Source organism: Desulfosporosinus acidiphilus SJ4, assembly GCF_000255115.2.
Classification (GTDB): Bacteria; Bacillota; Desulfitobacteriia; order Desulfitobacteriales; family Desulfitobacteriaceae; genus Desulfosporosinus; species Desulfosporosinus acidiphilus.
This window is the reverse complement of the sequence record NC_018068.1, coordinates 4,603,524-4,615,616: the sequence shown is the minus strand read 5'-3', so window position 1 is coordinate 4,615,616 and position 12,093 is coordinate 4,603,524. Positions and strand designations below refer to the sequence as shown.

9 protein-coding genes are annotated in these 12,093 nt (G+C 46.5%); all 9 read left to right on the top strand.

The window, feature by feature from the left end:
• Positions 1-85: 85 nt before the first annotated feature.
• The 9 genes from wecB to DESACI_RS21135 all read left to right on the top strand — a co-directional run bounded on the left by wecB (position 86) and on the right by DESACI_RS21135 (position 12,090).
• Positions 86-1,153, top strand: a complete 1,068-nt coding sequence (gene wecB / locus DESACI_RS21175) for a non-hydrolyzing UDP-N-acetylglucosamine 2-epimerase (RefSeq protein ID WP_014829268.1) — start codon at positions 86-88, stop codon at positions 1,151-1,153.
• 5 nt (positions 1,154-1,158) lie between these two features.
• Entirely contained in the window at positions 1,159-2,895 is a 1,737-nt protein-coding gene (locus tag DESACI_RS21170; RefSeq protein ID WP_014829267.1) for a polysaccharide deacetylase family protein, read from the top strand.
• Positions 2,889-4,235 carry an O-antigen ligase family protein gene (locus DESACI_RS21165; protein ID WP_014829266.1) on the top strand — a complete coding sequence of 449 codons (1,347 nt, stop codon included), beginning with the start codon at positions 2,889-2,891 and terminating at the stop codon, positions 4,233-4,235. Before DESACI_RS21170 ends, DESACI_RS21165 begins: the two co-directional genes overlap by 7 nt.
• On the top strand, positions 4,210-5,214 hold the full coding sequence (locus tag DESACI_RS21160; protein WP_014829265.1) for a lipid II:glycine glycyltransferase FemX: 1,005 nt from the start codon (positions 4,210-4,212) through the stop codon (positions 5,212-5,214). The genes DESACI_RS21165 and DESACI_RS21160 overlap by 26 nt, the downstream gene beginning before the upstream one ends.
• Before the next feature lie 85 nt (positions 5,215-5,299).
• Positions 5,300-6,511, top strand: coding sequence for a glycosyltransferase family 4 protein (locus DESACI_RS21155; RefSeq protein ID WP_014829264.1), 1,212 nt, complete (start codon positions 5,300-5,302; stop codon positions 6,509-6,511).
• A gap of 125 nt (positions 6,512-6,636) precedes the next feature.
• Complete coding sequence (locus DESACI_RS21150; RefSeq protein ID WP_014829263.1) at positions 6,637-7,293, top strand: sugar transferase; 657 nt, start codon at positions 6,637-6,639, stop codon at positions 7,291-7,293.
• A 203-nt stretch (positions 7,294-7,496) separates the two neighbouring features.
• Positions 7,497-8,150: a GNAT family N-acetyltransferase gene (locus tag DESACI_RS21145; protein WP_014829262.1), complete on the top strand. Its 654-nt coding sequence runs from the start codon at positions 7,497-7,499 to the stop codon at positions 8,148-8,150.
• Between the two features lie 235 nt (positions 8,151-8,385).
• Complete coding sequence (locus DESACI_RS21140) at positions 8,386-10,749, top strand: cell wall-binding repeat-containing protein (protein ID WP_041276716.1); 2,364 nt, start codon at positions 8,386-8,388, stop codon at positions 10,747-10,749.
• Between the two features lie 33 nt (positions 10,750-10,782).
• Positions 10,783-12,090 (top strand): ArnT family glycosyltransferase, encoded by a 1,308-nt coding sequence (locus DESACI_RS21135; RefSeq protein ID WP_014829260.1) that lies wholly within the window; start codon positions 10,783-10,785, stop codon positions 12,088-12,090.
• Positions 12,091-12,093 lie beyond the last annotated feature (3 nt).

The following is a 12,093-nucleotide window of genomic DNA, read 5'->3' as shown; positions in this document are numbered from 1 at the left end:
GGATATTTGAGATCATGATCTCATGAAATCAGTTTAGCCGCTTTGCTGATTTAGTATTGAGAATTAGAATTGAGGTAAAATGGATATGAAAGTAATTACTGTACTCGGCGCTCGGCCCCAGTTTATCAAGGCAGCTCCGCTTTCGGAGACTCTGCGGAAAAAGCATGAAGAAAAGATTGTCCATACGGGACAACATTATGATTACCAAATGTCGGATGTGTTTTTTGAGGAACTGGGTATTCCCAAACCTGATTATTTCCTGGGGGTTGGTTCGAAACAGCATGGAGCCCAGACCGGGGAAATGTTAACAAAGGTGGAAGAAGTGCTGCTGGAGGAAAAACCGGATTGGGTTTTGGTTTATGGAGACACGAACTCTACCTTAGCAGGAGCCTTGGCGGCATCGAAACTCCACATTCCCATTGCCCATGTTGAGGCAGGGCTACGCAGCTATAACCGTCAAATGCCCGAAGAAATCAATCGTGTTCTTACAGATCATCTTTCAACGCTCTTATTTTGCCCGACGGATCAGGCAGTGCATAACTTGGCTCTTGAAGGATTAACTAAGGGAGTCGTCCGAACTGGGGATGTCATGGCAGATGCCCTTTATTTCCATGCCCGGAGGGCCTCTGAGCTTCGAAAAGGAGATGGTCTTCGCTATCCGGAGAAATCGTATCTTCTGGCAACGGTCCACCGTGCCGAAAACACAGATAATCCCCAGCGTCTGCAAGGAATTGTTGAAGCTTTCTCCCGAATTGACGGGCAGATCGTTCTTCCCCTGCACCCCCGGACCAAGAAATTGCTCCAGGATTATAAAATCTCTATTCCGGGAAATGTTCAGGTCATTGATCCGGTAGGTTATTTGGAAATGGTTCTTCTGGAAAAAGGAGCGGAACTTATACTTACTGATTCCGGCGGCGTCCAGAAGGAAGCCTACCTTTGGCAAGTGCCTTGTGTGACCATGAGAGATGAAACAGAATGGGTTGAAACGGTTCAAATTGGTTGGAATACTTTGACAGGTGCCGCAGCAGAGAAGATTGTTTCTGCCGTGGCAGCTTACCGCCAAAATTCCTTGCCGCCATATCAGGAGAATCTTTATGGCAACGGACGGGCCAGCGAAGAAATCGTTGCGGCCCTTGAAGAGCAAAGAAGGTGAGTTGTGTGGGCAGCCACAATGGACTAGGAAGCATTGGGATTTATGTGGCCGAGGAGTTGGAACGGGTCTATCAAGAAATGGCCGCTCTCCTGGGGATACCTGACCTGACTTGGATTAGGCCTGAGAACCGACAAGATTGGACTCAAGATGAAATTGAGACCTTCTCCAATTGTGATGTGATTTTGGTGGATGGTATTTCCCTGGCGGACCTCCCAGATACGGGGGCAAATCCGCTCATTGTTGCCTGCGGTCCGGTTCGTGACCAAAGTCCAAGCCTGCGCCTTAAGACCTTGCCCTTTAATCTTGGGCTTGAGGGAAAGCGTTTGCTCATGGAGGGGCGGGATTATACAGAATCCGGGGTTGCTGAGCCGTCCCTTGACCTCATGCTTGAAGAACTTCGCAGCGTTTTGCGCAGGGAGGTCAAAAACTATCTGGAATTCCCTCCGATCCCCTGGGGTCATGCTTATATGATGACACTTACCCATGACTTAGATATTTTAAGTCTAAAAGAGATGCCCATTGCCCGAACATTCTTAGGGTATTTTTATCGCAGTTCCATCGTAAACTGGAAACGCTGGCGCTCCGGCAAGGTGACAACGTCTGAGTTTACGTTGACTCTATGGGAAATGGTACGCACATGGGCTGCGAAAATCGGCCTTGGGCGCGACGTCTGGGATAGAGCTTTGCCCCTCTTGCTTGATTTGGAGAACCGCTTAGGAGTAAAATCAAGCTTATATTTTATGCCCTTCCCGCGCAAGCCTGGGATTTTGCCGGAAGCATTGAGGGAAGACAAAGATCACCGCAAGTTCCAAGAACAAGACAACAAGATACAGAAGGATCATTACAGAGGATATAGTTCAGATGTTTCAAATTTCTCGAAGGATTCAGCGGTAAGTGCTCCCGCCAATAGGGCCTCATTTTATGATGTGGCAAAATACCGAAGACTTTTAACACGGTTGGAGGAAGACGGGTGGGAAGCCGGTGTCCATGGTATTGATTCCTGGTATTCGGCCCAAGCTGCGCGAGAAGAATATAAGAGAATTTCCATGTTGACAGGTCAGCAGGAACTGGGAGTACGCATGCATTGGCTCTATTTCCAGACACCTGATTCTTTTCAGGCCATGGAAGAGGGCGGATATTTATATGACACTACCTTTGGCTTTAATGAGGTTGTAGGTTTTCGGGCGGGAACTCTTCAACCCTATCATCCCTTGAACTGTCAAACTCTTTGGGAATTACCATTGCATATCCAAGACGGAGCCTTGTTGGCCGAAGAACACCTTGACTTAACACGGGAAGAAGCCTTTAGGCAAGCAAAGCCAATCTTGGCTTGGGCTAAGCGCTTCGGAGGAGCGGTCAGCCTTCTTTGGCACAATCAGAGTTTTACGGCGCCCCGCTTTTGGGGAGAAGTTTATGAACAGCTGATTGAAGAGGGAAAGCAGGACGGCGCCTGGATCACCATCCCCAGAGAGGTCTTGAGATGGTTTGCCCTGAGGCGGGAAGCCAAAGTGACGCTGACCAGGCAAGGGTCAAAATGGCAGATTGGTTGTAATCAATCTGATGAAACCGTCTCTTCAGGGCCGGCTGGCTCTTCGCTGCCTCCTCTTCGCCTGCGCCTCTACCTTGATCCGGACAAGATTAAGGGTTGTTCCGTTCCTTATGAGGCGGGCGAAGGGTATGTTGATATCCCAGCTCAGCCCCTGATCATCCTTGAAGTGGAAGGAGATGAACCCCGGTGCTAATCGCTTTGCAATGGTGCTTTTTTCTTCTGAGCCTGGCCGTCGCTTTCTATTACGGCTGGAAAAAACCAAGTGCCTTAATCTCCATTTTAGCAGGAGCTGTTGCCCTAGACATTTCCATAACCTGGTTTCCTCCGCTGGGAGGAATTGGTTCCCAGATTAACAGCTTGGCTCGTCTTTTTACGGTAGCAATTATCGCGGCGCTGCTCTGGTACCTTTGGAAAGACCCTGAGAAGCGTCAGGATTTAAAGAAACTTTTTAAGCATCCGTTGACCATCGCGCTCCTGATTTATATTGGGGTTGGACTTTTCAGCATCCTCTATACGATCAGCAAAGCGGATACGATGATGGGTGTTATACGGCTCCTTACCATGTTTATGCTGTATGTAGGGGTTTACCTTCTGGCCGAGAAGAATATCGGTTTACTCCCGCTGAAGGTCGTTCATTGGATGGGGGTGGCTTTAATCCCTCTTACGCTCTATGAAGGCGCGACGAGGCATTTCATTTGGCGGGGATATTTAGCGGAAGGCATGATTGCCAGGGTTAACGCGACTTTTGTCGATCCGAATATTTTTGCCCGTTATCTCGTACTGGGGATTGTCGCTAATTTAGTTCTTCAATATTTAGATCAAGAGTCACGCCGGCGCTTCCTCTATTTTGGAACACTTGTGGGGTTATTAGGTGCCTTGGCTATTACCTTATCCCGCAGCGGGGTGGTGACATTGGTAGTTATTTTAGCCCTCATGTGCCTGCTTGTTCCCCGCAAAGGAATACTTCAGCCCATTGGGGTGCTGGCGGTTATTGGGGTTGCGATTGCGGCATCCAGACCGACTGTCTGGGACCGCCTGCTGACTATCCGCAACGGATTGGGAGCTTTAGATGAGCAGCGTGCCTATTTGTTTAGGGTTTCCTTTGCCATGTTTCACGATCACCCTCTTCTCGGAGTCGGTTTAGGAGGCTTTCAAAAGTCGTTTTTGACAAATTATCCAAGCTATAAAACGCATATACCCTACGTCCAAGGAGTAACTCTCTCGCACACGACGATATTGACCATCGCGGCGGAATTAGGTATAGTCGGACTAATCGCTTTGGCTTTAGTTTGGCTGGCTATAATTAGGGACTTGTGGACTTTGCGAAGGAACAGAGACCTAGGTTTTCATACAAACTACCTGATGGGTGTAGCGTACTTCTTGTGGGTCACCGCTGTATTTATCAGTTCTCAGTCCGAAGCGCGCTTTTTTGAAGATCCCATGATCTGGATTAGCATGGGTATGTTGGTTTCCTTGTTGCTAGGGAAAGTTGGGAGTGAAAATAAAAGTGAGTTTAAGGTTACAGCCCATTGAGCGGGACCAATGGCAAGATTTCCTAGAGGGTATCTCTCAGGGATCGCTTTTTCATCGCTGGGAATGGCAGGATATTATTGAGATAGGTTTTGGCTTAAAGGTTAACAGGCTGGGGTTTTTCGATGAAAAAGGGGTTCTTAGAGGTCTGTTCCCTTTAGCCGAGCGGAAGATGAGTCTTTTAAAGCTGGCCGGAAGTTCTTTGTCCGGCGCGGCAACTCCTCACGCGGGTCCCTTGGGAGAGGTAACTTTAGAAGAGGTTCTTCCGGCTCTGGAGGAGTATTTATCTAAAAAGCATACAGATTACATTGAGCTTACCCTTCCGGATATGTCCGGCAAAGATGTCGTCGAACAACATGGATATACGGTCCAGGAACTGCTGACCTTAGATCTGGCCATAGAGAAAGATGTAGAATCCTTATGGTCCGGGCTTGAGGTGCGCTGCCGCAACGCTGTGCGCAAAGCGGAAAAATCGGGGGTCGAAGTGTTTGAACCTCAAACCCTGGAAGAATGGCTGGAACCTTATTACGAGCTCTCCGTCGGAGTTTATCGCCGTCAGGACAAAGAGCCTCCCTTCTCTAAGGAATACTTCACTGCACTATGGCAAAAACTACATCCATCAGGGGATTTGGTGGTTTTGCTGGCCCGTTTTGAGGGTAAAATAATAGCTGGGGGGATTTTCCCCCGGGATAAAAACGTTGCTTATTATTTAGATGGGGTGTCTGACCGGGAATACAATAAGGTTGTGCCCAACAATCTCGTCCAATGGGAATATCTAAAACGGGCACAGGCCATGGGTATTGAACTCTACGATATGGTAGGAGCCAACATCCCGAGCATTGCGAAATTCAAGAAGAGTTTTGGCAGCAGCGAGCGTAATTATCTCTATGCCTACCGGAACCGGACCATGGCGGCCCGATTAGGAAGGTCAGTTTACGTTAAGCACAGTGATACCATTAAGAAATTCCTCAAACGCTCCTGATCAAAGCTCCCGTTTGGCTAAGCAGGTGTGTAGTGTTAAAATGAAATAGGCTTTTTAGCGAGGAGAAAAAGGAGCGGCGTTCTGATTGCGTATTTTAATGTTAACTCAATACTTTCCTCCGGAGTCCGGGGCAGCACAGGTCCGGCTTAAAGAAGTAGCTAAGGGATTGCAGCGAAATGGTCATGAAGTGACGGTCGTAACCGCTTTCCCGAATCATCCCAGCGGCATCATCCCCCCTGAATATCAAGGGCATTGGCGGATGAAAGACGAGGTGGAGGGAATACCCGTTTGGCGGACTTGGATTTATCCGGTCCAGCGCGGGCGTTTTTGGAAGCGCTTGCTTAACTACTTTTCTTTCGTGTTTTCTTCGTTCTGGGGTTTAAGTAAAGCCGGAAAACAAGATATCCTGTTTTTTGAATCCCCGCCGCTATTTCTGGGAATTACTGCTCTCATTTACGGTTGGTTTACACGCACCCGGATCATTATGAATATTTCAGATCTTTGGCCGGAATCGGCAGTGGCTTTAGGGCTGGTAAACAGCCGCTGGATGATCGGCGCAGCCGAGTGGCTGGAGAAATTGCTATATAAGAAAGCATGGAAAATATCTTGTCAGACAGAAGGAATACGCTCATCGCTGTTGGAGCGAGGTGTGCCTGACCATAAAGTGACTTTTTTACCGAACGGAGTGAACTTGGATCTTTTTGCCCCCCGGGAAAGAGATCAAGCAATGGCCGGTAAACTGGGGATCAAGGATGAGGAGTTTGTGCTGATTTATGCCGGGACCATGGGCTATGCTCAGGGTTTGGAATCGGTCATTAAGACGGCAGAGATTTTGCGGGATGAACAGGGGATACGCTTCTTGTTTGTGGGTGACGGCACGGAGAAACCGATGCTGGAAGCCTTGGTCAAGGAAAAAGATTTAGATAATGTGATTTTCGTCGACTTTCAGCCGGTTCAGGAAATGCCGAGATATTTTTCTTTGGCTTCGGCAAGTATTGTTCCGCTGAAAAGGAATAAACTATTTGAAGGGGCACGTCCTTCGAAAATGTTCCCTGCTCTGGGTTCGGAAGTCCCGGTCATCTATTCCGGGGAAGGCGAGGCAGCGGATTTGGTTTTATCCTCCGGCGGTGGTGTGGTTGTTGAACCGGAAAACGCTGAGGACTTGGCAAAGACTATTCTGGAATTGAAGCAGAACACCAATCGACGGGAAATGGGACAGCGGGGACGGAAATTTGTTCAGGAACATTATGCTTGGACGGAAATTATCGTGCGCTGGCTTAAAGAACTTGGAATTTAGAGAAAAACTGTAGTCAATCAAATGACCTCGTTCAGCCTAAAGCCGAACTTGAACCTCGAGCTTAGATCATAATTAAGGCGACGATCTTATTAATTTGTGTTACTGATAGGGGAGGAGATGCTAAAATGAATCAAAGATCTTCAGCATCCGTGGAAAGCCTTAGATTTACATATCCTCAGTGGCAGCTTGCTTTAAAACGGGTGTTAGATTTTCTTGTCGCTTTATGTCTCCTTGTACTCATCTCTCCGTTTTGGCTGTTAATCGTTCTTTGGATTCGTTCAGACTCCGAGGGCCCAGCCATATTTACTCAGACTCGAGTGGGTTTAGAAGGTAAGCCTTATACCATCTATAAGTTTCGGACGATGGTTCGCAACGCGGATGCCATGATTAAAGAAAAATTAGAACAAGTGAAGGATCTCGAAGGGTTTGTATTTCAGGAAAAGGATGACCCCCGGATCACGCGCAGCGGGCGTTTCCTCAGAAAAACCAGTTTAGATGAACTTCCTCAATTACTTAATATTTTAATCGGCAACATGAGTTTGGTAGGCCCTCGTCCTGAGGTTCCGGAAATCGCTAAACTTTATACGCCCGAACAGCGGCAAAGGCTGAATGTCCTGCCCGGAGTGACGGGACTTGCCCAAATCAACGGGCGCAGTGAATTAACCCTGGGAGAAACCATGAGTTATGACCTAGAGTATGTTAGGACCTGGAGTTTTTGGCTGGATCTGAAAATCCTCTGGCAGACAGTCTTTGTGGTTTTCAGCGGCAAGGGAGCTTATTGAGATAGAGATCAAAAGGAGATCATAAAGAGATATATAAAGGATTTAAACAGAATAGACACAAAAGAGACACTATATATTAACAACTCCTTACTATAATTGTATTATGCATAGAACGGCTTTGGATATTTTTGCTTGATATGGGCACGATATTTAAGGATTAAGTTTTAAATGATGTAATCGAAGTGTAAGGAGTGTTCTATCCTGTGTTAAATAAAGAACCTCAATCTAAATTAATGATTGAGGTCGATACTTTGAGGTTATACGATATTCCTGAGGTTGCTCGATTGTATGAAGAGGCTTTTTCCAGTCATTTTTTAGGGCATATGGGCCAGGGTTTTCTTGAACTCTTTTGCGCACAGTTTATGAATTCTGCCACAAACTATGGTTATGTGGCAAAATATCACGGCAGGCCTGTTGGCTTTGTTTTTGGATCTATTGCTGAAAAACCTTTTAGCCAATTTTACCGGCGAAATTTCTGGAAGTTGGTTATTTTAGTTGTCGGAAGATACGTTAATGACAATTACGTTAGGAAACATATTAAGGAGAGGTTACATTGCATTTTGGATGCTCTAAAGACCTTTATTTTTCGGCAATCCGGAGAACAGACTGAGAAGCTGAGCTCTTTTACTGCGGCTAGGATTTTGGCTATCGGAGTCGATCCCAACTATCGTGGAATAGGTATTGCGAATCAATTAACCTCAAATTTTTGTGTTCAGATGAAACAAGAAGGTTTTAAGAAAGTTGGGCTGTCAACTTTTCCCTGGAATGAGAGAGCCATTCGTTTCTATAAGAAAGACGGCTGGATTTTGGAGGGGAGAAATAGTTCATCACTGAGTTTTATTCGCACAATTTTGTAGTATATATATATATATATAGCAAAGTCATAAGAACCGTCCGCAGTGAACCGCTTCTCTTTGTGACAGGGAGCAGCTCACTGAGGACGTTTTTTATTCTTTTGGACTTATAACTTTGGTTGAGGATTTTTTTGTGCGGCACGCCATGAGTTTTATGAGATTGAGGAGGACTGCTTTAATTCTTGTCGAATATATCAATTAACAGAGAAGAATTAGGGTGGAAGGGGAAGAAAAAGTAATGTCTTTGCGCCGATATAGGAAGTTATTGGCCATTTTTATGACCATGCTCTTTTTTATGCAGTTAATACCGATTAGGACAGCATCAGCAGCAGTAGCTCAAACAGCATATTACACGGAAATTGGCGACAAGCTGGAATACTGGGCTAATAAATATAACATACCGCCTGTACTTCTTAAATCCATTGCTTGGATGGAGAGCGGGTGGAGACAATACGAGCTGGATGATAACGGACAACCCATGACTGACCATCCTTTAATCGGGAAGGATGGTATCGGAATTGGGATTATGCAAATCTCCAGTTACAGTTCCACAGATACGGCGACTATTGAGAAGCTGAAGACTGATATAGACTATAATATAGAAATGGGCTGCCAAATGCTTAATCAAAAATGGCGGGCTGCTCCTAAGATTGGCAACGGCGATCGCAATGTTTTAGAAAACTGGTATTTTGCAGTATGGGCTTATAATAGTTGGGGTTCACGAAACAATCCTAATGTAGCTACAGGAAGTCCTGCCTATCAGGATTCGATTTTCAGCCTTATGGGCCAAAAATATAACAGTGCTGTTACCTTCGCACCGGGAGCGACAAAGTACCCGGCAAACCTCTTGCCGCTTGTTAATCCTCCTAATTATTCCAGCCGCTATAGTACGCCTTCAGTGACACATCTGGGAGATCTGACAATTGATCAGAATCAGTTAGTCTCAACCGGGGGAGGAACAGGTGCGGATTCTGCTAATGGGGACTATTGGTTCAACTACGCTCGCTGGGCATCCTATTATGCCTTGGGTTTTTATAATACGGTCTATGACAGTGCGACCATCAGCGATAAAACCCTTGTTTCTCAGAAGATCCAAAGCGCTCAAAATAACCTCCTGGCTGAAGCAGATTCCTTATTGCAGGACGGCAAAGATTCTTCCGATGCCAGTGCAGCTAAATATTATTGGACTGTTCTGCAAGGCCCCAGTTTAGATCAGGGAACTGCAGCAAAGGCTTCTGCCGGTTTGCAAAATGCCCTGGGGAAATTATTAGATGCAGCAGACTCCATGGTTCAAACAGGAGATGCTTCCTCTTGGCAAAGCGCCGTCCAAGACTATCAGACTGTTTTGCAAGGTTCAAGTGTTGATGCTGATCTTATCCAACGTGCAAACACCGGCCTCCTCAACGCCTACAATAAACTATTGGCAGAGGCTGATAAATTAGCCCTTGACGGTTCAACTGATTCTAAAGCCAGTGCCGCAAGTTATTATAAGACGGTTATGCAAGGACCAAATTTAGACGCGAGCCTTGCGGAACGAGCCAAAGAAGGTTACCAGGCTACTGCTTCGTCTTCAGGGACAAGTTCCGGTACAACACCGAGTTCAGGTTCAACCTCGGGCTCGACCAGCGGTACAACCCCGCTAACTCCGGCTTCTCCCACAACCCCAACGACTCAGCCCGCGGCTCCCACAGTTACGCGTCTTTATGGGACCAGTGCTGAAGATACGGCCATCAAAATATCTCAAGCGGGCTGGGCCGACAATTCTGCCCCGGTGGTACTTTTAGCTCGAGTGGACCGCTTCCAGGATGCGTTGGCAGCCGCTCCTCTGGCCAGAAAACTTAAGGCTCCCTTACTCCTTACGGCTCCCGGGGAACTGGAGAGTAATGTACTGCAAGAGTTAAAACGCTTAGGTGCAGGGACAAAAGTATTTGTTATCGGAGGAGAAGGTGCCATTAGCTCAAAGGTCACTGATGCTCTTAGCAAGGCTAATTTATCCTCTGAACGGATTTTCGGAAATACAGCCGCTGATACCGCTGTGGCGATTGCCCGCAGAATGGGCCCAAGCACTCAAGTTATCCTCGCTTCCTCTGCGAGTTTTCCAGATGCTTTATCTGCTTCGGCACCGGCCGCAGCCTTAGGGATTCCGATTCTCTTAACGGATCAAGGATTGCTGTCTAATTCCACCTTACAGCTCTTAAAAGATTACAACGTGACTAAGACAATTATCGTGGGAGGCAAATATGCTGTCTCGACGGCCTTTGACAGCAAAGGCGGTCCCTTAGAAAGCTACGGCCCGATGCGCTTGGCTGGAGAAACAAAATATGATACGATGATCAAGATTGTAAATAATTTTCAGCAGGACCCATCAACGCTTGTGATAGCAACGGGTGAAAACTTCCCGGACGGTTTAGCAGGGGGAGCCTTTGCGGCTATTACCGGAAGCCCCTTGCTCTTAATTCCTCAAGGGAATTTAAACGCAGATATAAAAGCATATTTGCAGGCCCAATGCGGAAAAACAACAAAGGCGTTTATTCTCGGAGGAACAGGCGTCATCCCAAGTTCCACTGAGAAGATTTTAGGGGGTCTTCTAACTCCTTCGTAATTGAAGGACAAGAACACGGAGGTTTGAGATTCATTGGCAAAGCAACATAAAAGGCTATGGATAACAGGCCTCCTGTTCTTCATAGCCTTAGGCATTGAGCTCCTCTATATAAAATCCTATCATGTCTACTATTTTATTTCACAGGATGGGTATCTTTATTCCAATATCGCCGAGAATTTTCTCCACGGTAACGGGCTTGTGAACAGCGCCAATTTTAAGACTGGCGCAGATAATCTCGTGCAAATGATTCCCAAGAACCGGGACTATGTGATCGGACCGATCTACCCCTTACTTCTGGCCTTGATCTACGGATTATTTGGCTTAAAAAGTTATGGGATGGTGGTGTCGGTTCTGCATGCTGTTCTCGGTGCGGCCGGTGCTGTGCTTGCTTATAAAACCGGGGAAGTTTTATTTGGGCGAAAGTATGCCCTGATTCCTTATGCCTTGACTCTGGGATACCCCTTGTTTGCTTTCTGGGAGATGTACGTCTTAACAGAGACTACCTATGTCTTTGCGATTTGGTTGTTTCTTTATTGTTTGACGCGTTATGCTCAAGAGATTAGCAGGCCTAAAATGAGTACCCTTTTGATTCTGGGAGGGGTCATTGGTTTTTCTAATCTCGTTCGTCCGCTGCTTTTGCTTTATTTTCCCGTGCTGGGGTTTTGGATTTTCTGGATGAAAGGCTGGCGCCTTAAGCGCTCCTTGCGTGATTTTTTTCTGATCGTATTCATGACAGTGGTGGTTATGAGTCCCTGGTGGATACGCAATGAGTTAAAATACCATCAGTTTATTCCCTCTTCAAACTATGGTTCCTACGAGTTTTATTTAGGGAATAACCCCAGAACGATCACCAACAGTTACTTTGTTTTTGACCAGCCAAGCTATGATCCGGCGGTTAAGGCCAGGATTGATAAACTTCCTGTCCTGGAACAAGAAAAAGAGTATAAAAGCTTGGGAGCCTCCTACATTTTGAGTCATCCGGTGTTGTTCCTGGAGCGTACCTACGCTAAAGAGAAGAATCTATTTTGGCAGCCGGTAAGTCCCGAGGAAGGACAGGCCTATAAAATGAAAGGCGATTTCCTTGATAAATGGTATCTTCTTTTAGGTTTAAGCGGGATAATCCTGAGTCTTATTTGGCTGAAACGATACAGTTTTCTTCTGCTCTATATACTTTACTATAGCTTTGTTGTGAGTATGATCACAGTGGTTTCGGGAGGACGCTATCGTTTGCCGGTGATGCCCGCTATGATTTTGCTGGGTTCACTAGGTATTGTACTGCTCCTTAAGGGAGCTGGGAGACTATTGGGAATCCCGCAGGAAGCGGATAGGAGGTCGTTTTAAGGA